Origin of the sequence: Dyella japonica, assembly GCF_040545895.1 — a bacterium.
Taxonomy (GTDB): Bacteria; Pseudomonadota; Gammaproteobacteria; order Xanthomonadales; family Rhodanobacteraceae; genus Dyella; species Dyella japonica_D.
Map to the genome: position 1 here is coordinate 48,662 of NZ_JBEPMU010000008.1, position 22,424 is coordinate 71,085.

General features: G+C 64.7%; 15 protein-coding genes. 8 read left to right on the forward strand and 7 right to left on the reverse strand.

Annotation, left to right across the window (positions count from 1 at the left end; all coding sequences use genetic code 11):
* Positions 1-88: 88 nt before the first annotated feature.
* Genes ABIC75_RS21810 through ABIC75_RS21820 form a run of 3 tightly spaced genes read right to left on the reverse strand, consistent with a single transcriptional unit; the run spans position 89 to position 3,653 of the window.
* Positions 89-1,438 carry a mannitol dehydrogenase family protein gene (locus ABIC75_RS21810; protein WP_354016002.1) on the reverse strand — a complete coding sequence of 450 codons (1,350 nt, stop codon included), beginning with the start codon at positions 1,436-1,438 and terminating at the stop codon, positions 89-91.
* Positions 1,435-2,847: a glucuronate isomerase gene (gene uxaC / locus ABIC75_RS21815; RefSeq protein WP_354016003.1), complete on the reverse strand. Its 1,413-nt coding sequence runs from the start codon at positions 2,845-2,847 to the stop codon at positions 1,435-1,437. The genes ABIC75_RS21810 and uxaC overlap by 4 nt, the downstream gene beginning before the upstream one ends.
* Before the next feature lie 8 nt (positions 2,848-2,855).
* Positions 2,856-3,653, reverse strand: a complete 798-nt coding sequence (locus ABIC75_RS21820; RefSeq protein WP_354016004.1) for a FadR/GntR family transcriptional regulator — start codon at positions 3,651-3,653, stop codon at positions 2,856-2,858.
* A 92-nt stretch (positions 3,654-3,745) separates the two neighbouring features.
* Between ABIC75_RS21820 and manD the strand changes: the two genes are divergently transcribed.
* From manD to ABIC75_RS21840, 4 genes are all read left to right on the forward strand, one after another.
* Positions 3,746-4,972, forward strand: a complete 1,227-nt coding sequence (gene manD, locus ABIC75_RS21825) for a D-mannonate dehydratase ManD (protein WP_436407968.1) — start codon at positions 3,746-3,748, stop codon at positions 4,970-4,972.
* A gap of 266 nt (positions 4,973-5,238) precedes the next feature.
* Positions 5,239-7,788, forward strand: coding sequence for a glycoside hydrolase family 2 TIM barrel-domain containing protein (locus ABIC75_RS21830; protein ID WP_354016006.1), 2,550 nt, complete (start codon positions 5,239-5,241; stop codon positions 7,786-7,788).
* 48 nt (positions 7,789-7,836) lie between these two features.
* Positions 7,837-9,090: an MFS transporter gene (locus ABIC75_RS21835; RefSeq protein ID WP_354016007.1), complete on the forward strand. Its 1,254-nt coding sequence runs from the start codon at positions 7,837-7,839 to the stop codon at positions 9,088-9,090.
* A 110-nt stretch (positions 9,091-9,200) separates the two neighbouring features.
* Positions 9,201-10,580 carry an FUSC family protein gene (locus ABIC75_RS21840; RefSeq protein WP_354016008.1) on the forward strand — a complete coding sequence of 460 codons (1,380 nt, stop codon included), beginning with the start codon at positions 9,201-9,203 and terminating at the stop codon, positions 10,578-10,580.
* Here ABIC75_RS21840 and ABIC75_RS21845 read toward each other — a convergent pair whose 3' ends face one another.
* On the reverse strand, positions 10,581-12,386 hold the full coding sequence (locus tag ABIC75_RS21845) for a family 43 glycosylhydrolase (protein WP_354016009.1): 1,806 nt from the start codon (positions 12,384-12,386) through the stop codon (positions 10,581-10,583). It lies immediately after the preceding gene.
* A 226-nt stretch (positions 12,387-12,612) separates the two neighbouring features.
* On the opposite strand from ABIC75_RS21845, the gene ABIC75_RS21850 reads away from it, so the two are divergent.
* A complete protein-coding gene (locus tag ABIC75_RS21850) occupies positions 12,613-14,172 on the forward strand; it encodes a GH39 family glycosyl hydrolase (RefSeq protein WP_354016010.1) in 1,560 nt (519 codons plus the stop codon).
* A 145-nt stretch (positions 14,173-14,317) separates the two neighbouring features.
* Entirely contained in the window at positions 14,318-15,460 is a 1,143-nt protein-coding gene (locus tag ABIC75_RS21855; RefSeq protein WP_354016011.1) for a M23 family metallopeptidase, read from the forward strand.
* Between the two features lie 175 nt (positions 15,461-15,635).
* Here the strand turns inward: ABIC75_RS21855 and ABIC75_RS21860 are convergent, their stop codons facing one another.
* Complete coding sequence (locus tag ABIC75_RS21860) at positions 15,636-16,967, reverse strand: hypothetical protein (protein WP_354016012.1); 1,332 nt, start codon at positions 16,965-16,967, stop codon at positions 15,636-15,638.
* A 100-nt stretch (positions 16,968-17,067) separates the two neighbouring features.
* Positions 17,068-18,483 carry a type I glutamate--ammonia ligase gene (gene glnA, locus ABIC75_RS21865; RefSeq protein WP_354016013.1) on the reverse strand — a complete coding sequence of 472 codons (1,416 nt, stop codon included), beginning with the start codon at positions 18,481-18,483 and terminating at the stop codon, positions 17,068-17,070.
* 322 nt (positions 18,484-18,805) lie between these two features.
* On the opposite strand from glnA, the gene ABIC75_RS21870 reads away from it, so the two are divergent.
* A complete protein-coding gene (locus tag ABIC75_RS21870; protein ID WP_354016014.1) occupies positions 18,806-19,603 on the forward strand; it encodes an undecaprenyl-diphosphate phosphatase in 798 nt (265 codons plus the stop codon).
* 45 nt (positions 19,604-19,648) lie between these two features.
* A complete protein-coding gene (locus tag ABIC75_RS21875) occupies positions 19,649-21,214 on the forward strand; it encodes a winged helix-turn-helix domain-containing protein (RefSeq protein ID WP_354016015.1) in 1,566 nt (521 codons plus the stop codon).
* On the opposite strand, the gene ABIC75_RS21880 is transcribed toward ABIC75_RS21875, so the two are convergent.
* Complete coding sequence (locus ABIC75_RS21880) at positions 21,211-22,329, reverse strand: serine hydrolase domain-containing protein (protein WP_436407969.1); 1,119 nt, start codon at positions 22,327-22,329, stop codon at positions 21,211-21,213. The genes ABIC75_RS21875 and ABIC75_RS21880 overlap by 4 nt on opposite strands.
* Positions 22,330-22,424 lie beyond the last annotated feature (95 nt).

Below are 22,424 nucleotides of genomic sequence, written 5' to 3' on the forward strand. Positions count from 1 at the left end.
TTTTCCGCGCTATACACCGAAACGCAGGAAAATAATGGCGGTTCGGCCACTTCGGATGCTGCTAGGCAGCATGTCCGGAAATAATTGGTCAATCCGAATCGAGCAGTCCCGTGAGCGCCTGAAGGTCGACTTCAGGAGCAACCCACGAGGCCTCAAAGCGACCCTGCGGCCCGAACAGCGCCCTGGCGATGCCACCACGACCTTCGCTCGCCCACAGCGCCGCCAGCGCATCGGCCATCGGGTCATCGACGAGGCGGCCTTCGCCGCGCACGTAGTCGATCCACGCCGCCAGCGCCGTGATCAGCGCGGGACAGCGTTGATTGCGACGACTGTGCCAGTCCAGCGTGGCCAGCCAACGCTGGGGAATCTTCTGCGAGCCGTCCATCGCAATCTGGCGTAGCCGATGCGGAAGCGCGGCATTGGTGAAGCGCTCGATCAACGCGTCGGCGTAGCGCAGCAGATCCATGTCGACCGACGGCAACGTCGGCACGGCTTCCTCGCGCATCAGGCGCGCGATCAATGGCGCAATCTGCGGATCGGCAATGGCCTGGTGCACGTACTCGTGACCGCGCGCGAGGCCAAGATAAGCCAGCGCCGAATGCGCGCCATTGAGCATGCGCAGCTTGGCCGCCTCGTACGCGCGCACGTCACGCACGAATTGCGCGCCGCCGGCTTCCCAGCGCGGACGCGGGCCCGCGAAGCGGTCCTCGATCACCCATTGATGAAAATGCTCGGTGACGACGGCGGCCTCGTCACGCACGCCGATGGTGCGAGCAACATCGGCCCGGTCGGTGTCGGTCGTCATGGGTACGATGCGATCGACCATCGTGGATGGGCACGCGCACTCGGTCTGAAACCAGCGTGCGGTGTCGGCGTCGAGCGACTCGAGATATTCACCCAACGCCGCCGAGAAGCGCTCGCCGTTATGCGGAAGGTTGTCGCAGCTGATCAGCGTGAGGCCGCCCGAGCCTTGCGATCGACGTCGCGCGAGCGCCTTGCCGATGTAGTCGTAGAGACTGCCTTCGCCGCGCGCGAGATAACCCTTCTCGGTCACCGTGAGCGTGACGATGTGCACGCCCGGATCGGCCATGGCATCCACCACGGCGCTTGGATCGCGTGGCGCCACCAGCACACGTCGCACGGCACCGATCAGTCGTGGCGCAGCGGCGTTCGGGCCGCGCTCGTTCAGCGTGTAGAGACCATCCTGCGGCGCGAGCTGGTCGTGCACGTCCGGCGAACGCAACGACACACCCGTGATGCACCAGTTGCCATCGCCGCCATTCATCGCGTCGTCGGTATACACGGCCTGATGCGCGCGATGGAACGCGCCAATGCCCACGTGCACGATGCCGCAAGCCTTCGCGTCGCGATCGTAGTCGGGCCGGTGCACCGAAGGAGCGAGTTGCGCTAGTACATCCCGCGAAAGGCGCTGTGTCACAGGCGATAAGCCTGCTTGGCGAGCTTGCCGGCGAGATCGACGGCCAGCTCGGCCGCCTCCCAGTCTTCGATGCGATGCTCCATCACCAGCTCGGCGAGGAAACCGCAATCAATGCGGCGCGCCAGGTCGTGCCGCGCCGGAATGGAAAGGAAGGCACGCGTGTCGTCGTTGAAGCCGACGGTGTTGTAGAAACCCGCCGTTTCCGTCGTCGCCTTGCGGAACCGGCGCATGCCTTCGGGACTGTCGTGGAACCACCACGCGGGACCCAGCCGCAGCGCGGGATAGTGTCCGGCGAGCGGCGCAAGCTCGCGCGCATAGGTGGATTCGTCCAACGTGAACACGATGATGGTGAGCGACGGCTCGTTGCCATAGCGCGCCAGCAGCGGCTGCAGCGCGCGCACGTATTCGGTGCGCATGGGAATGTCCGCGCCCTTGTCGCGGCCAAAGCGCTCGAACAGCGACGGATTGTGGTTGCGCCAACTACCCGGATGAATCTGCATCACCAGGCCGTCTTCCACGCTCATGCCGGCCATCACGGTCAGCATCTGCGCGCGGAACAGCTCGGCGTCTTCAGGCGTGGGCTTGCCGTTCGTGACGCGGGCGAACAGCGCTGCCGCCTGTGCGTCGGAAAGGTCGGCCGTGGCCGCCGTGGGATGGCCGTGATCCGTCGAAGTGGCACCCATCGCCGCAAAGAACGCACGTCGCTGGCGCAGCGCGGCCAGATAGCCCTGCCAGCTGCGCGCATCCTCGCCCGTCATCTGCGAAAGCAGGTCGAGGTTGCCGAGAAAGCCTTCAAATTCCGGATCGACCACCGGATCAGGACGAAACGCCGTGATCACACGGCCCTGCCATCCACTGTTGCGGATGGCGACGTGATGCTCGAGCGAGTCGATCGGCGATTCCGTGGTCGCCAGCACGTCGATGTTGAATCGCTCGAACAATGCGCGCGGCCGGAAGGCCGGCGTGGCGAGCCTCTCGCCGATGCAATCGAAATAGACGTCCGCCGTGCTGGCATCAAGGCGCACGGTGAGTCCGAACACGTCGGCGAACACCCAGTCCAGCCACGTGCGCGACGGCGTGCCGCGGAACAGATGGTAGTACTCGGCAAAACGACGCCATGCCGCACGCGGATCGACGCTGGCCTTTTCGCCGCGCGGCTTCACGCCCAGCGCTTCCATCGGCACGCCCTGGCTGTAGAGCATGCGCAGCACGTAGTGATCGGGTGTCAGCAGCAGGCTGGTGGCGTCGGCAAAAGGTTCGTCATACGCAAACCAGCGCGGATCGGTGTGCCCGTGTGGGCTGACGATCGGCAGCTTCTCCACCTGTTCGTAGAGCTGGCGGCACAGTTTGCGGGTTGCCGGATCGGCAGGGAAAAACCGGTCCGGATGGACCACCAGGGGACGGGACATGGGCAAGCTCAGATCGAGGCGATGTTGCCGAAACGGCGACGGGTGGAAGCGACGGCCTCGCGCGCCTTCGCAAGCGCCTGCTCTTCGGTCGCGAACAGCAGGTGGTCGATCACGGCCGCGAGATGCGCGCGCATGGCCGCGCGTGCCTTCGCCGGGTCACGCGTGCGCAGGGCCTCGACGATGGCGCTGTGCTCTTCCACCACGGGACGCACGTTGGCCGCGCGCGCCTTGGCGTGCAGCAGCGCGCATTCGGGCGAGGTGGAGCGAAGCCGCCACAGCTCTTCGATGGCATTGACGATGGCGAGGTTGCGCGTGGCACGCGCAATCAGCATGTGGAAATCGCGATCGGCGTTCTCGGTGACGCTGCGGCGCTGGTTCTCGTCCGAGATCTGGCGCACCAGGGCCTCGAGCTCGTCCAGTTCGGCCTCGGTGATGTTGGTGGCAGCCAGCGCCGCGCTTTCGCCTTCGAACAACAGGCGCGCCTCGGTGAGCTCGAAGGCGGTGACGTTGAAGCCCGGCCGGTCATCCACGCCCGGCAGGCGACGCACGTACGCGCCGGAACCCACGCGCACATCGATGAGGCCCTGCACTTCGAGCGCGATCATCGCCTCGCGCACCGCGGGGCGGCTGACCTCGTGCTCGATCGCCAGTTCGCGTTCCGCCGGCAGGCGGTCGCCCACGGCGTACTTGCCGTTGGCCAGTTCCTGGAACAACCGGTGCGCCACGCGCTGGTAGAGCCGCCCGTTCGCCTGCGCAGCCGCGGCGTCGCTGGCGGCGGCCTTCCGGCCCTTCTTGGAAATCGTCATATGGCTCGCTTTCGCCTAATTAGTAAGACCAATATTGTCTAAATTGGCAAGGCAGAATAGTATGCCCAGCAGTATAGCCCCCCACCGCTGAAATGGAATACGCACCCTCCATGAAGATCGAACGTGCCCGCGTGATCGTCACCTGTCCAGGTCGCAATTTCGTGACCCTGAAAATCGAGACGGATCAAGGGGTCAGCGGTATCGGCGATGCTACGCTCAACGGCCGCGAAAAGGCGGTCGTCGCCTATCTGGAAGACCACGTCATCCCCTGCCTCATCGGCAAGGATCCGCGCCGCATCGAGGATATCTGGCAATACCTCTACCGCGGCGCGTACTGGCGTCGCGGCCCGGTGACCATGTCCGCCATTGCCGCCGTGGACACGGCGCTGTGGGACATCAAGGCCAAGATGGCCAACATGCCGCTCTATGACCTGCTTGGCGGCCAGAGCCGCGACCGCGTGCTGGTCTATGGTCATGCCAATGGTGCGGACCTGGCCGAGACCGTGGATGCCGTCGCCCGCTACGTGGACATGGGCTACAAGGCCATCCGCGCGCAGTCGGGCGTGCCCGGCATGAAGGACGTCTACGGCGTGGGCCGCGGCAAGCTGTTCTACGAGCCGGCAGGCGTCGGCCTGCCGCAGGAAACGCAGTGGAACACGCCCAAGTACCTGCGCTTCGTGCCCACGCTGTTCGACAAGCTGCGCGAGAAGTTCGGCCTCGACGTCCAGTTGCTGCACGACGCGCACCATCGCCTGACGCCCAACGAGGCGGCGCAGCTGGGCAAGTCGCTGGAGCCCTATGGGCTGTTCTGGCTGGAGGACGCCACGCCGGCCGAGAACCAGGAAGCCTTCCGCCTGATCCGCCAGCACACCACCACGCCGCTGGCGGTGGGAGAGATCTTCAACACCATCTGGGACTGCAAGGACCTGATCCAGAACCAGTTGATCGACTACATCCGCACCACCGTGGTGCGCGCCGGCGGCATCACGCACCTGCGCCGCATCGCCGACCTGGCCTCGCTTTACCAGGTGCGCACCGGCAGCCACGGCGCCACCGACCTGTCGCCGGTGACCATGGGCGCCGCGCTGCATTTCGATACGTGGGTGCCCAATTTCGGTATCCAGGAATACATGCGCCACTCGCCGGAAACCGATGCCGTGTTCCCGCACGCCTATCGTTTCGAGGACGGTTACCTGTACCCGGGCGATGCCGTGGGCCACGGCGTGGACATCGACGAGAAGGAAGCGGCCAAGTATCCGTACGAACCCGCCTATCTCCCGGTCGCGCGCCTGGAAGACGGCACCATGTGGAACTGGTAAGCGCTTCTTTCCAACGCTTTTCCCTCGGCCGTCACGTGATGCGTGGCGGCCTTTTTTATGCGCGGCGTGTGCCGATGGTCGCGTTGACAGCAGGAACACCATACCGGAGTATTGGTCAAACCAATATTTCAGAAACAGGATGACCGGTGATGCAGCGGAATCGTGGCCGACACGCTCTTGCCCTTGCCTGCCTCATCGGCCTCATGACGTCCGCCGCATGCTCCGGCGCCAGTGCCGCGGGCTCGTCCGGCTCCGAGGGCCACTCCGTGCAAACACTGGCCTCGGGTTGGCACTTCCGTTTCGGTGGTGACGCGGCTGGCGTCACCGGCAACACCTACGACGATCGCGCCTGGAACGAAGTCAGCCTGCCGCACACCTGGAACCGCGTGGGCGAATACGGCCTCACGCCCTCGCCCGCCATGAACAACGCCCACGGCATCGGCTGGTATCGCCTGCATGTGGACGTGCCCAAGGTGGCGCCGGGACATCACCTGTTCCTGCAGTTCGATGCCGTGGGCAACGTGGCCGACGTGTGGGTCAACGGCGAGCACGTGGGCCAGCACCGGGGCGCCTTCTCGCGCTTCCGCTTCGACATCACGCGTTTCGTGAAGCCGGGTGTGTCCAACCTCATCGTCGTGAAGGCCGACAACAGCAAGCCGGACATCGGCGCCTCGACCGAGAACGTGATTCCGTTGGGCGGCGACTTCTTCGTCAACGGCGGTATCTACCGCCAGGCGTCGCTGATCGACACCGACAGTGCGCAGATCGACCTGCTCGACCACGGCGGTCCCGGCGTCTACGTGAGCACGCCCAACGTCACGGCAGACGAAGCCAAGGTGTCGGTGCTCACGAAACTGCGCAACTTCGCTCCATCGCAGCGCGATCTCAGCGTTGTCACCACCATTCGCGATGACGCGAAGCATGCGGTTGCCACGGACAGTACATCGGTGAAACTGGGCGGCGCGTCCATGCAAGACGTGCCCCGCATGCTGACGCTCGCGCATCCGCGCCTGTGGAATGGCCTGAAGGATCCGTACCTCTACACGGTGACGGTGGAGCTGCGCGACCACGGCAACGTGATCGATCGCGTGGAGCAGCCGCTGGGCGTGCGCACGTTCCACTTCGACGCCAACACCGGCTTCAGTCTCAACGGGCAGACGCTGCCGCTGCATGGCGCCTCGCGTCATCAGGACCGCCTCGGCAAGGGTTGGGCGATCTCGCCGCAGGATCACGCCGAAGACCTGGCCATCATGGCGGAGATGGGCGTCAACACCATTCGCGGCGCGCACTACCAGCACGCACAGGAGTGGTACGACGACGCGGACAAGGCTGGCATGGTCATGTGGGCCGAAGTGCCCTTCGTGCATCAGTCGTCGTTCACTAATTCGGCACCCAAACAGGCGCTGATCGACAACGGCAAGGAACAGCTCACCGAGCTGATCCGCCAGAACTACAACCATCCGTCCATCGTGGTGTGGTCGATCGGCAACGAGACGGACATCCGTCCGGTGCAGCTCAAGCTCAAGGTGCCTGCGCAATCGCTGACGATGCTCAAGGTGCTCAACACGCTGGCCAAGCAGGAAGATCCCTCGCGCGCCACCGGCTATGCCGACTGCTGCGAAGACGCCATCCCCGGCCAGCCCGTGCTGAGCAACGTGGCCGACCTCACCGGCTACAACCGCTATTTCGGCTGGTACTACGGCAAGCCCGAAGACCTCGGCACATTCCTGGACACGATGCACGCACGCTATCCGTCCATGCCCATCGGCGTGAGCGAGTACGGTGCCGGCGGCGGGCTCACGCAGCACACCGACAATCCGCTGGGTGGGCCGGTCAATGTGTTTGGACGTCCGCATCCGGAGGAATACGAAAGCTGGGTGCACGAGCAATCGTGGAAGGCGATGGCTGCGCGTCCTTACCTCTCCGGCGTATGGATCTGGAACATGTTCGACTTCCCTTCCGACCTGCGCGAGGAAGGCGACGCGATCTATCTCAACGACAAAGGCTTGGTTAGCTTCGACCGCAAGGTGAAGAAGGACGTCTTCTACTTCTACAAGGCGCAGTGGTCCAACGAGCCGACGCTCTACATCACCAGCCGGCGCTACGTGGATCGTGCATACCCCGTGACGGACGTGCGCGTGTACAGCAACGCCGAACGTGCCACGCTCAGCGTCAATGGCCAGGCGCGCGGTGAAGCGCTCTGCCCCGAGCACATCTGCGTGTGGCAGAACGTGGCGCTCAAGGCGGGCGACAATCAAGTCATCGTGAATGCCTCGATCCAGGGCCATGCGCTTTCCGATTCGGTGACGTGGCACGCGCCCGATGCAGCGAACGGCGTGCGCATCAAGGCCGGCAGTCTCACGGGAGTCACCACGGCCGACGGGCAACGCTTTGGTTCGGACACGTTCTTTGTCGGCGGCGAAGGCAAGGTGCTCAACCCGTTCCGCCGCGGCGCCCAGGAGGAAGGTCCTGACGTGGCGGTGAAGACCATCACCGGTGCGAAGGAGTCGGCGCTCTACGCCGCGTATCGCGAAGGCCGCTTCCAGTACCGCGTACCGATGCCCAACGGACGCTGGCTGGTGACGCTGCATTTCGCCGAGCCGGATGCATCGCTCGCTGCGACGCGCACGTTCTCGGTCAAGGCGGGCGATGCCGATGTGCTCGCGCACTTCAATCCCGCATCGGCGGCCGGTGGCGCGCTGAAAACGGTGACGCGCCAGTTCCCCGTGGTGGTGAAGAACGGCATGCTCGTGCTCGACTTCGTGCCCGAAGGCGGCCCCGCGCTGGTTTCCGCCATTGTCGTCACGCCGGGCTGAGATCGCCGGTCTTCATTGCTGCGCCAGCCGTAGCGCGAGGTGTCTTTGATGTTCACGCACGGCCGCCGCTGGTGGATCATTGGCCTGGTTACCATTGGCACAGTCCTCAACTATCTCGCGCGCTCGACGTTGTCGGTGGCCGCGCCGACACTCAAGTCGGCATTCGCGATGTCCACGCGCGAATACAGCTGGGTGGTGGCGACGTTCCAGGGCGCGTATACGGTGATGCAGCCGGTCGCCGGCTGGGTGCTCGATCACGTGGGTTTGCGCCTGGGCTTTGCGCTCTTCGCCATCGGCTGGTCGCTCGCCAACTGTGCGCACGCACTGGCCACCGGCTGGGGCAGCCTCGCCTTCTTCCGCGGCCTGCTCGGCGCCACGGAGGCAGCGGCCATTCCCAGCGGCCTGAAGGCGGTGTCGGAGTGGTTTCCACCGAAAGAGCGCACGGTGGCCACCGGCTGGTTCAACATCGGTTCGTCGCTGGGCGCGATGATCGCGCCGCCACTGGTGATCTTCTGCATCCTGCATTGGGGCTGGCAGGCGGCCTTCGTTGTCACCGGCAGCGTGGGCCTGCTGTGGGCGGCGCTGTGGTACGTGGGCTATCGCAAGCCGGAGCATGACCGCCGCCTCGACCCGACTGAACGTGCTTACATTCTCGCCGGACGAGAAGAAGCACCCGCCGCCAAGGGCGCGGATGCATGGCACGCCGTGCTGGCGACGCGCGAGTTCTGGAGCATCGCGCTGCCGCGCTTTCTCGCCGAACCGGCATGGCAGACGTTCAACTTCTTCATTCCGCTGTACCTGTCGGAAGTGCGCCACATGGAGCTCACGCAGATGGCGGCGTTTGCGTGGCTGCCGTTCCTCGCGGCCGATGCCGGCTCGCTGTGCGGCGGTTATCTCGCACCCTGGCTCATGCGCCGCTTTGGCGCCTCGCTGCTCACCTCGCGCAAGCTGGTGATGACGCTGGGCACATCGCTGATGTTCGGGCCTGCCTGCATCGGCCTTGCCGACAGCGCCGGCGTGGCCATCGCCCTGTTCTGCGTGGGCGGATTCGCGCACCAGATGCTGTCCGGTGCGCTCATGACGCTCTCGGCTGATGTTTTCGACAGCCGCGTGGTCGCCACGGCCACCGGCATGGCCGGCTCGGCCGCGTGGATCGGCGGCCTGGCGTTCTCCCTCATCGTGGGTGCCGTGGCTGATACCGTGGGTTATCACCCGCTGTTTGCCAGCCTTGCCGTGCTCGATGTGCTGGCTGCCGTGGCTCTGTGGGTACTGTTGCGAAAGCGGCCTGCATCGCACGCCTGAGCGTCACCGCCATGGCGGACTTCTCCGGCGGCAACATGGACGAACTATAGTTCCGCCATTCCTCCACCTGCTGCCCCGCCATGGCCGACACTTTTCCCGCATGGATACGCATGGCCCGGTCGAGTGGGGCCGCGCTGATACAGCCGTTGGTGGAAGCCGTGGTGACCATGCTGGCGGTGCTGGCCACGCTGCTCTGCACGCTCAAGCTGTCGCCGGGCAGCGGTCCGGCGGTGTTGGCGGTGGTGTTGAGCCTGTCGTTGTCGCGCAGCCATATGGACCGCGATCTGCGTGGACGACTGGAAGCGGTGGTGGTCTTGCCGCTGGTGGGTTTCGTGGCGATGGGCGTGGGCTTGTTGCTGCGTGACACGCCGTGGATCGGTGCGCTGGCCTTTGTCGTCGGCATATTCCTGTCGATCTGGTTGCGCGGGTTCGGCTCGATGGCGCGACGTGCAGGGCATTTGATCGCGCTGCCTTTCGTCACGCTGCTCACCGTGCCGCACGTCCACGCCTCGCCCGGCGGCGCTCTACCGCCCGTGCTGGTGCCGGTGGCGGTGGCGCTGCTGTCATTGCTGTGGGTGACGATGTTTCATCTGCTCGCGCGTCGACTGCGTTTGTTGCCGCCGGTGGAAACGCTGGAACACGCACCCGCCACACCAGCGCAGGAAGGCGGCATGCGCCCGACTGCCAGCACACGCATGGCCATCCAGATGGCGGTGGCGCTCGCGTTGTCGTTTGTCGTCGGTTACCTGTGCTTTGCGGAACGCTGGGCGTGGATCGTGCTCACGGCCTTCATCGTGAACAGCGGCAACCGCGGGCGGCTTGATGTCGCTTACAAGTGCGGCCTGCGCGTGTTGGGCGCGGCGGCGGGCACGGTGTTGGCGATGACGCTGACGATACACACCGGTGCAAGTCCTGCGATGACGGGCGTGCTGATTCTCATCGCGCTGTTCTTCGGCGTGTGGCTGCGCCCGCTGGGTTACGCGTGGTGGGCCTTGTTCGTGACGCTCGCGCTCGCGCTGTTGCAGGGCTTTGAACCGCAGCCGCCAGCCATGCTGCTGTGGCTGCGACTGGAAGAGATCGTCATTGGGGCGATGATTGGCCTGGCCTCGGCTTGGTGCGTGTTGCCCGTGCGCTCCACCGACGTGCTGCGTCGCCGATTGGCCGATGCGCTGGCGGCCATGGCCGAAGCGATGGACCCAGCCACCGCGGAACGCCTGCCCGCACGCGTGGCCAGGGCATTGGACGAACTCGACGACATGGCCGCGCCATTCCGCGCCGCGCGGCGATTGACGCAGCGCTTCCGCGCCCTGCAACCGGCCGATTGGGTAGACACCTTGCTTGCATGCCGCGCGCCGGCCATCGATGTGATTGCGCGTGGCGAAACCCCAGGCCGCGTGCGCCAGGCCATCGGCGCGGCGCGCAAGTCGCTGCGCCGGCCCGACACGCTGCTGCCGGCATTGCAGCAATTGCGTCAGACGCTCGACGGCTGATCACTCGCCGGCGGGCAGATTCCGCACGGCTGACAGCACGGAGACGCCGTGCTCGTCGAACGCTTCCACCGCCACCACGTAGTTCACGCCCTTGTTCAACGAGTGCAGCACCAATCGCGTCGGCTGGTCGGCGAAGCGTTGATAGGTGGAGTGCAGGCGATCGGCGGCGAGCCCCCAGCGCACGTTGTAGCCCACCGCACCGGGCACGGGCGTCCAGACAATGTCGGCATCGCGTGTATCGCTCAGTCGTTTGGCGGATACCAATCGGGGCGCCGATGGCAATGCACCGTCGGCGTTGCCGAACACACGCAGGTCCGCGATGGCCAAGGTGTGCGCGCCCACATGCTTGTGCACGTAACGCACATAGCGCACGCGTGCCGGCTGATCGAGTTCGACATAGGCGTTGGCGCGGTCACGCGTTTCACGCGACAGGTCGGCCAGCGTGCTCCAGTGCGTGCCGTCGCGCGATCCTTCCAGCACGAACTGCGTCACGAGGTCGGGCGCGTCGCCGTAACGGCCGGATTGATAGTCCGCGAAATTCACCTGCACCGCGCGCACAGTGCGTTCGCCGCCCAGATCCACGGTGAGCGTCTGGCCGGCTGTGTTGCTGGCAGCCACCCAGAACGTGCGCGGGTTTTCGTCCGTGGCGGCGGAGGCGGGATGATCGCGCAGCGACGATGACGCCATGGCCTTCTTGCGATACGAGAGCAACATCCAGCCCGTGAAGGTGTCTTCGCCTTCCTTCAAGGCGTGATCGGGCATGCGGTGCGGGAAATCGCCGAAGCGCGTGTCGATCCACATTTGGCCGTCCGAATGAAATCCGGCCGGATACAGGCCGATGCGTCGTTCGAAGGTCCAGTTGGCGCCGATCCACGACGTGCCAGTGTTCCAGACATTGCCGTGTGCGTCTTCGAAGGTGGAGCCGTGGCCCACGCCCGTGACGAAGCCGCCGGGCTTCTCGCCCACCGGGTTGTACGGCGCATAGCGGAACGGGCCAAGCGGCGCGTCGCCCACCACCACGCCGGTGCCGTACACGTTGTATTCGGTGCCCGGCGCGGCGTACTGCAGGTAGTAGCGGTTGCCATGGCGATTCATCCACGCGCCTTCGAGAAAAGGCTTGGTGGTGTTGTCGGTGTGGTCCTCGCCGAAACGCTCCCAGCCGTGCTCGGCAGGGTTCAATTGAAGCAAGGGCTGCGGCCGCGTGACGAACGCGAGGCGCTTGCCCTCGCCTTCGCCCGCGTCGGCAAACTTCATGTCCAGCTGCGCACCGTACAGCGGATGCACGTTGGACGAATCCCAATACAGGTAGACCTTGCCGTCGTCGTCCTGGAACAGCGCGGGGTCCCACGGACCGGGCGGCAGCTCGCCGGGTTTCATGGCCCATTCGCCCGCGCTCGACACCGCGCCAGGGATCGGCGGCAGCAGGCGTGTCCAGAATTGCCAGCGGCCGTGTGCCGGATCGGTGGAAAACATCAACGGCCGCGGCTCGGTGGCAGACTGCATGAGGAACAGCTTGCCGTCGGCCACCAGCGTGGCCGGTGCCACTTCGCTGTCGAACGGCCAGTGGTCGGGCTGCACGAAATCCCAGTGCACGAGGTCGGTGGAATGCCAGTAACCGTCGGCCAGCGTCTGGAACAGGTAGTAGGCATCGCCGTAGCGCACCACCGCCGGATCGGCGCCGGTGCGATAGGAAATGCCCTCGTTCATCTGCTCGAAGTTGTAGCGGTAGTCGATGTCGAGGGGGTTAGCCCACGTTTGCGGCGTAGCCGTGGCGGTTGAAACGGCGCCGATGGCCATCAGCGCCATGCAGCAAACACAACCGTGCCGGAGTGACACAAAGGCCTTACGAATCAGGCGTGACATAGGCTCGCTTGCCATGTTGCGGCGCAGCGGCGCCGGATTCTGTGAACTTCCCATATTGATCACGCGACCCGGTCTGTAAGAGACTCCGTGACCATCCGCGTAAACGTTTACATCGTAGCCGCCCATACACGGCCGGCCAACCCATCCCCTGTTGATCGAAGGAATCGTCATGACTACCCCGTCGCCGCTCCGCCGCCTTGCCCTGCGCACCTGCGCAGCGGCCTGTCTTGCCCTGCTCGGCTCGGTACACGCGGCGCCCGCCGGGAACGATTCCGTGCAGTTGCAGGTGGACGCCAGCGCCAAGGGCACGCCGCTGCCGCACTTCTGGGAAAACATGTTCGGCTCCGGCCGCGCCGTGCTCGCGCTGCGCGACGATTACCGCAAGGACCTGGAAGCGGTGAAGGGCGCCACCGGCTTCACCTATATCCGCTTCCACGGCATCTTCGATCGCGATATGGGCGTGGCCTATCGCGATGCGCAGGGCAAGCTGCAATTCAACTTCAGCTATGTGGACCAGGTGTACGACGGCCTGCTCGCGCGCGGCGTGAAGCCGTTCGTGGAACTGGGCTTCATGCCGCCGGAAATGAGCACCCAGCCCGATAGCCATCACGACTTCTGGTATCACCCCAACGTGATGCCGCCGAAGGACCCGGCCGAGTGGGACGCACTGGTGCGCGCCTTCCTGCAGCACGAGATCGAGCGCTACGGCATTGACGAAGTCTCCAGCTGGTACTTCGAGGTGTGGAACGAGCCGAACCTTGCTTTCTGGGGCGGCAAGCCGGAACAGCCCACCTATTACGACCTGTACGACCGTTCGGCGCGCGTGGTGAAGTCGGTGGACAAGCGCCTGCGCGTGGGCGGCCCGGCCACCGCGCAGGCGGCGTGGCTGCCTGATTTCCTCAAGCACGTGAAGCAGAGCGGCGCGCCGATCGATTTCGTCAGCACGCATGTCTACGGCGACGACACCGCCGACAACGTGTTCAAGACCAACGAAAACATTCCGCGTCGCGACATGGTGTGCCGTTCGGTCGAGAAGTCGCACAAGGAAATCGCCGCCTCGCCGTTCCCGAAGCTGCCGCTGATCTACAGCGAGTACAACGCCTCGTACGCCAACCTGCCCAACGTCACCGACACGGTCTACATGGGCCCGTGGATGGCCAACACCATTCGCGAATGCGCGGGCAAGGTGGACATGATGAGCTACTGGTCGTTCTCCGACGTGTTCGATGAGCAGGGCGTGGTGAAGACGCCGTTCTACGGCGGTTTCGGCCTGATCGCTGCCGACCGCATCGAGAAGCCGGCCTTCAACGCCTTCGCCATGCTGCACAAGCTGGGCGACACGCAGCTGCCGCTGAAGACCGACAGCGCACTCGCCACGCGCCGCGCGGATGGCACCGTGGTGCTCGCGCTGTGGAACTACACCAAGCCGCTGGGCGATACCGCCGACTACACGCCGGGCGTGCCGACGGGCGCGAGCAAGCACTTCGAGGTGGATCTGAAGCACCTGGGCAACGCCACGCAGGCCACCGTGTGGCGCCTGGACCAGGATCACGGCAACGCCGTGGCGGCCTTCGACAAGATGGGCCGCCCTGCAACCCCGAGCCGCGAACAGATCACTCAGCTACGTGAGGCAGGCAAGCTCGCCGCTCCGGAACAGGCCGCTCTGCAGAACGGTCGCCTGAGCATCGATATCCCGCCGCAGGGTCTGGTGGTCGTGGAACTGCACTGACCACCAACAAGCGTGTGACGCCGCCATCCCCTCGTGGCGGCGTCGCACGCGGCTTTTCCGCGTCGAGAACGCAATGACCTCTGGCATTGGCGCCTCGTAGCCGCTGGATCAAAGCTCGCGCTGCTATCCACCGTGGATCCCTCCCATGCGATTGCGGCGCGGCATCCTTCTCGCAGTGCTTTCCCTGCTGCTTGCTCACGCGGCCCACGCGCAGCGGGCACCGGTGCATCAGTCATTCGATCTGCGTGTGCCGTGGGCACCGGAACCGGTCGTGGTCGCGGGCAAGGTGTCGCTGGTGTATGAGCTGCATCTCACCAATGAAGCGCAGGAGACGCTCACGCTCCAGCGCATCGAGGTGATCGACGAGCAGCAGCATGTGCTTGCCGCTCTGGCAGGCGGCGAACTGACCGCTGCCATCGGCAGGGCCGACCGTGCGAAAGGCGACGACCGCGTCCGCATGGCGCCAGGCATCACGGCCGTGGCGTATCTCTCCGTTCCGCTTGCTGCTTCGAGCAGCGTGCATCTGCGGCATCGTATCGTCTATGCCGGCGAAGCGGGGCAAGACAGCATCGTCGAAGCCGGCAACGTCACGCCATCCCATCGTGCCGCATTGCAACTCGGTCCACCGTTGCGCGGCGGTCCATGGGTGGCGATCTACGATGCGCGCTGGGAACGTGGCCATCGCCGCGTGCTCTACACCACCGATGGCAGCGTCAAGCTACCGGGACGATTCGCCATCGACTGGATCCTGCTCGGCCCGCACGGCGGCTTCGCCAAAGGGAAAGGTGAAACGCCGCAACAGTGGTTCGGCGACGGCGCCGAGGTGATCGCCGTCGCCGACGCCACCGTGGCATCGACAGGTGAAGGCATCGCCGAACCGGCGACGCTCGCCGAAGGCGCCGCGCACAAGGTGCCGCTGGAGAATGCCGCCGGCAATTATGTGGCGCTGGATCTGGGCGATGGACGCTACGCGTTCTACGAACATCTCAAGCCCGGCAGCATTCGCGTGAAAACAGGCCAGCACGTGCAGCGCGGCGACGTGATCGGGCAGCTGGGTTTTACCGGCGAGTCCACCGGGCCGCATCTGCACTTTCACGTGAGCGATGCGAACGCGCCGCTCGCTGCCGAAGGATTGCCGTATGCGCTGAAGTCGTTCCGCACTCTCGGCGCCTATGCATCCATCGAGGATTTCGCCCAGGGCAAGCCGTGGACGCCGGCGCGGCCGCCATCGACCGGCGAAGGGTTCCCCGCGCCGCTTTCCGTGGTGGATTTCGGCCATAGCCCTTGACGTTATGTCTTAGGGCTCGTCCCCCTATCTCTCGTCGAGACTCATTCCCCTCACCGTCATTCCCGCGAAAGCGGGAATCCAGTGCCTTTCTATAACGTGTAAAGACGCTGGATTCCCGCTTTCGCGGGAATGACGGTGAGGGGCAGATGGTTGCCACCCGAATTCGAACAGGCTCCTAGAGGCCTGCGGGGAGCGGCCACGTCGTGAGCCATGGGTCCGTGGTGGTGGTGTCCCGTACATCCATGTGAAGACCCTTGCCGTCTGCCGTGACCTCGACATGACGGTCACCTGCGAAATGCATCCACGCCGGACGTGCGGCCAAGCGTTGCTGCAAGGACGAGCCGTGATCGTGCGCCTCCCGCAGCCAGAGCATCAAGGCTCCCATGCGAAGGCTTGCCGCGACATCCTGTTGGCGCGCGAGGCACGGATCGAATGCAGGCCCGGGAATGCGCGACAGGATGGTGCCCGCGCTATTGGAAACGAGGTCGAAGATATCGAAGCCCGGCGGAGCGGTCGCCAATGCAACGCGTTCGTCCGACAGCAATCTCTGCGGCAGCGACGCGTTGCATAGGGCAGCGTAACGCGGCGCCAACATGCGTTGCGTCGCCTTGGCATTCAAGCTCAGGTTGTCGTACCAATGTTCTTGCTTTCCGAACAGCTCGGGCGATCCCACCAAGGCAAATTCCGAGCGAATACTCGGACACAGATCGATATCCGCCTCGGTTACCGGTACAAACGCCGCCGCGCAGGATGCCGGCAAAGGTGCATCGGCCGGAAACGCCCCCAACAGCTGCACGAACAGTTGCACGGCGCCACGCAACCGCGCCGCGAAAATCAGCGTGCTGACAAGCGTGTTGCTGTGAGCATGCAGTCGACGCATGGTCGTTACCTGCGTGCACGCGGCGTCCATCGCTTGAGATGTATGCCCGTCGAGAAAGTTCGCTGCGATGGCGGTATGCCACAGCCCCATCGATGCACCGAAGGACGGCATCGGCACCGCGGGACCCAAGGGCATATCTGTCCATAGGTAGTCGAAGCCACTGAGCGCTTCATCGCGCGCTAGTCGCTGCGGGTGGCGTGCGAGCACCTGGTTCACTTCATCGCGCTGCGCCCGCACTTTGCCCAGGCAATCGGCTTCGCGCGGCTTGCACAGCAACTCTCCATCTGCCCGGGAGATTTTCGGCAGGACGGGGAAGTCAGCTTGCGGATTGGGGATGGGGTAGGTGCTGCCGATTCCCGGCTTGAAGTTCGCCTCCCACGCAAGCACGCGCTGATGATCTTTCGCATACGCCGCATCGAGTTGGTCGGCCGGCACATCGAAGTCCGCGAACCACAACCATGGATACGCATTGCGGCCCTGCGGCGGTTTGCCATCGATCTGCAGCGCAACCAGCGCCTTGGCCTGCTCCGGCGTCGGTGGACGCAGTCGTCCCCACGCAAACGCAACTACCACGGCAACGATCAATCCAACGATCGCCCACAGCACTCCCTTCAGCGCGCGATGCATGCCTGTTCCCCTTATGTCCCTGCATGCATTCTAGCCACGGAAAAAACGAAGGGCGCCGTAGCGCCCATCGTCCCTCTCCCCATTTCGCAACAACTCGCGATCAGAGCGCGTAGTACATCTGGAATTCCAGCGGGTGCGTGCTGGCGCGGTAACGCGTCACTTCCTGCATCTTCAGCGCGATGTACGCATCGATGAAGTCGTCGGTGAACACGCCGCCGGCCTTGAGGAAGTCGCGGTCCTTGTCGAGCGCATTGAGCGCTTCGTCGAGGCTGGCGCACACCTGCGGGATGTTCTTCTCTTCTTCCGGCGGCAGGTCGTACAGATCCTTGTCGGCCGGCGCACCCGGGTCGATCTTGTTGATGATGCCGTCGAGGCCGGCCATCATCAGCGCGGTGAACACCAGGTAGCCCGAGTTCATCGGATCGGGGAAGCGCACTTCGATGCGGCGGCCCTTCGGGCTCGACACGTACGGAATGCGGCAGCTGGCCGAACGGTTGCGGGCCGAATAGGCCAGCATCACCGGCGCTTCGAAGCCCGGCACCAGGCGCTTGTAGCTGTTGGTGGTGGAGTTGGCGAAGGCGTTGATGGCCTTGGCGTGCTTGAAGATGCCGCCGATGTACCACAGCGCCGTCTGCGACAGGCCGCCGTACAGATCGCCTGCGAACAGGTTGTTGCCGTCCTTCGCCAGCGACTGGTGCACGTGCATGCCGCTGCCGTTGTCGCCCACGATGGGCTTGGGCATGAAGGTGACGGTCTTGCCGTTCTGGTGGGCGACGTTCTTGATGACGTACTTCATGGTCATCAGTTCATCGGCCTTCTTTACCAGCGTGTTGAACTTCACGCCGATCTCGCACTGGCCCGCGTTCGCCACTTCGTGGTGGTGCACTTCAACGACCTGGCCCAGCGATTCGAGCACCTTGCACATGTCGGCGCGCAGGTCGCCCAGCGAGTCGACCGGGCTGACCGGGAAATAGCCGCCCTTCACGCCCGGACGGTGACCGGTGTTGTTGTCTTCGTACTTGTAGCGCGAGCTCCACGCGGCTTCTTCGGAGCCGATTTCGTAGAACACGCGGCCCATGTCGTTCTGCCAGCGCACGGAATCGAAGATGAAGAATTCCGGCTCCGGACCGAAGAACGCCGTGTCGGCGATGCCGGTGGACTTCAGGAACGCCTCACCGCGCTTGGCGATGGAGCGCGGGTCGCGGCCGTAGGCCTGCATGGTCGACGGCTCGAGCACGTCGCAGTGGATGACCATCTGCGTGTGCTGGCTGAACGGGTCGAGGTAGGCGGTGTCCGGATCCGGCATCAGGATCATGTCGGACTCGTTGATGCCCTTCCAGCCGGCGATCGACGAACCGTCGAACATCTTGCCGTCCTCGAACGTGCCCTCGTCGATGGCGTGGGCCGGGAACGTCACGTGGTGGTGCTTGCCGAGCATGTCGGCAAAGCGGAAGTCGACGAATTCGACCTCGTGTTCCTGGATCAGATCGAGCACTTTCTGGACGGGGGACGACATGGACAACCTCGACGGGCGAAAAGGTGAGAAATCGACAGGCGTCTGAGCAAGGCGCGTGCCAAGGACAAGCTTCTTTCTATATCAATGGGTTAATCAGTTTAGCGGAGCGTGGCGCAGTGATGTTGCACGATGATGAATCATCGATACGCACCATTATGGTGCAGTTGTTATCCATCCTCGGATCCTCCTTTCCCGCCAACAACCGTTCCCAGGGGGAAGACCTAACCGACCCAACGCGCCTCAAAAACGCTACGCCAGTCCCTTAAGCTATGCCGCTTCGCGCCGGTATGGAACCGGGGCGTCCTTTTGCGCTGGAGTTTTCGTGAGCGACCTCATCAACGTCATCCTGCTCGGCATCATCGAGGGCATCACCGAGTTCCTGCCCATCTCCAGCACGGGCCACCTGTTGATCGCCGAGAAGTTCGGCCTGGGCCAGCGCTCGGACCTGTTCAACGTGGGCATCCAGGCCGGCGCGATCCTCGCGGTGACCTTCATCTACTGGGGCCGCATCTGGAAGCTGTTCACGCAGTGGCGCGATCCGGCCAACCGCGACTACCTCGCCAAGTTGTTCGTGGCCTTCATGATCACGGCCGTGCTCGGCTTCATTGCGGTGAAGCTCGGCTTCAAGCTGCCCGAGGCGGTGACGCCGGTGGCATGGGCGCTGGTGATCGGCGGCGTGTGGATGATCGCGGCCGAACGCCTCGCCGCCCGCCAGCCCGACCGCACGCAGGTGACGTGGCGCGTGGCCATCCTGGTCGGCATCGCGCAGATGATCGCCGGCATTTTCCCCGGCACCTCGCGCTCGGCCGCCACGATCTTCACGGCCATGCTGTTTGGCACCAGCAACCGCGCGGCGGCGACGGAGTTCGCCTTCCTCGTCGGCATTCCCACCATGTATGCCGCCACCGGTTACGAGCTGTTGAAAGTGTTGAAGGAAGGCGGCGCGCACCATGAGGACTGGAGCGCCTTCGGCGTGGGCTTCGTGGTCTCGGCCATCGTCGCCTTCGTGGCGGTGAAGTGGCTGCTCGGCTATATCCGCAGCCACCGCTTCACGCCGTTCGCGATCTACCGCATCGTGCTGGGCATCGCGCTGCTGCTGTTCATTCCCGCGGGCGCCTGAGCAAAGCGTGCGAGGATGACGTCGGCACACTGACCTCCTCCTCGCATGAGCGCCACGCGTTACCGACTGCTGGATCTTTCCATCGACGTCACGCGCCAGCGCGTGATGCGTGATGGTGCACCGCTTGATGTCCAGGGCTTGTCGTTCCAACTGCTCGCATGCCTGCTGCGGCACGGCGTGGACGTGGTGGATTTCGACACGCTGATCGCCGAAGTCTGGGCGCCTGCCATCGTCAACGAGGAAACCGTGACGCAGCGCGTGAAGTTGCTGCGTCAGGCGCTGGGCGACGATGGCCGCGCGCCGCGTTATATCCGCTCCGTGCGCGGACGCGGCTACCAGCTGTGCGAGATGCCGGTGTTCGAAGAACAGGCCGCGCCGGTGTCGGCTCGCGCTCCACGCCGATGGATCGCCGCCGCCATCCTCCTCATCGCACTCGCGGCGATTGGAGTCGGCTGGTGGTACATGCCCCAGCGCATCCACAAGCCATCCGCCGCGCAGGAGCTGGTGCAGCGTGCGAGCTACTACGCCGGCATCGGGCAGCGCGACAACAACGAACGCGCCATCGCGCTTTATCAGCAGGCGCTCGTATCGACGCCGCAGGATACCGATGCGCGCATCGGCCTGAGCCGTGCGTACAGCGCACGCGTGTGTCTCTACAACTTTCCTTACCAATGGGCGCAGGAAGCGCAGATGCTCGCTGACGATGCCGTCGCTACCGAATCCTCGCGCGCATCGGCGTGGTCGGCGCTGGGCTATGCGCGCGATTGCCTGGGCGATATCGATGCGGCCATCGAGGCGTACCAGAAAGCCTTGACGCTCGATTCAGGCGACGATGCCACGCGTGCCTCCGTTGCCTATCTTTACCAGGAACGCGGCCGCATCGACGAGGCGCTGCATGCCAACCTGGACATGCGCGGCGATGCCTCGCGCGTGCGCTTCCGTGAAGTGCAGATGGCCCGCGAGATGGCCTTGCTGGGTTTCGACGACGAGGCCGCCACGCGCCTGGCACGTAGCTTCCAGCTCTATCCCGACAATGTGTTTTCCAACATCGCGTGGCCGCGCCACCTGTTCCTGCACGGCCGCCTGGTGGAAGCGCAGCAGGCGCTGGACGAAGCGCTGACGCGCAACACGCCACACGTGGAGCTGTATGTATTGCAGGGCGAACTCGCTCTGCTGCGCAACGATCGCGATACGGCGCTTGCCGCCTTCGCCCACGCGCGGCAGCTTCGCCCGCAGATGGGATTGCCCGGCACGCTGGCAGGGCTTTACGACAAAGACACGCCCAGCGCCGACTGGCTCGCTTCGCGTATTGCCGCCGTGCGTGACGAGGCGGCGCACCATACGCTGTATCCCGGCGAATGGCTCGAACTGGCCATACTGCTCGAGGCTCACGGCCAACGCGATGCCGCGCTCGATGCCGTGCAGACGGCCGTGAAGCAGGGCTATAGCGATGCGGCCTATCTGCAGGTATCGCCCTTGCTCAAGCCGCTGTCTTCCAATCCGCGCTACGCGGCGACGGTCGACATGATCAACCGCCGCGTGGCCGAACAGCGCCAGCGCGTGCTGGCGGCGACGTGGTGTCCGCCAGCACTGCGACAGGTGTCGCGCTAAGGCAACGCTTTCAATACGTAGTCGCGAAAGATGGCCTGCGACTGCTGGTGCGCATTGCGCTGGTTGAAGGCGGTGCTGGTGATCACGGCGACCAGTTGCTGCGATGGCATGACGAACACGTAGTTGCCGCCGTTGCCGGACATGGCCCACGTCACCTGATCGCTGCCGTGCACGGGGAAGCGGAAGCACCACCACAGGTAACCGTAGTCGGCATCGTCGCGTGCCTGCGCATGCGCCGTGAGCATCTGCTTGATCCATGCGGCCGAGATCACCTGGCGCCCCTGCCAGCGCCCGCCATCGAGTGCCAGTTCGCCGAGTTTCGCCAGGTCACGGCTGCGGTAACGCGTGCCGCCACCGCCCATGCCGATACCCAGCGGCGACTGGTTCCACTGCACGGTAGTGATACCCAAGGGCTTCTCCAACACGTCCGCGGCGAACGCGGCCAAGCCTCGATGCGTCGCGCGCTCCACCACTGCGCCAGCCACGAATGCGCCCGCCGTGCAGTACGAGAATGCGCGGCCATACGGACTGTCCTTGGGCTTGGCCATCCACGGCGCGAAACCCTTGATGGGCAGGTCCAGCGCAAATTGCAGCCAGTCCTCGGTGACGTACATGCGCTCCTCGTTGCCGGAGGAAAATTCGTTGTCGTCGTTGCATTCCCATAGCGAACTCATGGTGAGCAGGTCTTCGAGCGTGATCGCCTGCTTGCGCGTGTCGGCGTGCTGCAGCGGCCGCTTGTCGGGGAAGAAGTCGTACACGAGCGCCTGCACGCTGGGGATCAGGCCGCGGTCGATGGCCGCGCCGACCAGCAAGGCCGTCACGCTCTTGCTGGCGGAACGCACGTCGTTCAACCGCGACGCGTCGCCGCCATTGAAATAGCCCTCGTAGACCAGTTTGCCGTGCTGGGCGACGACGACGCTGCTGATGCCTTTGACGCTGCCGTCGGCAAGCTTCGCCTCCATGGCCGCGAGCGATGCCATATCCCAATGCGCGGCGCGGGCATCGACAACCGCCCAGCCATCATCGCGGGAAGTCGGCGGCTGGTAGTCGGCGGCGGCAAGGGAAGGTGCGGCCAGCATCAGCGCCAGCAGCCATCGGGGAAAACGTGTCGACATGGTTGAGCTCCGTGGGAAGACCGAGCCCAGCCCAACAGGACGCCGAATGAAGCGCCTGAAATGCGTATGAAGAATTATGAAAGTGCGCTACGGCG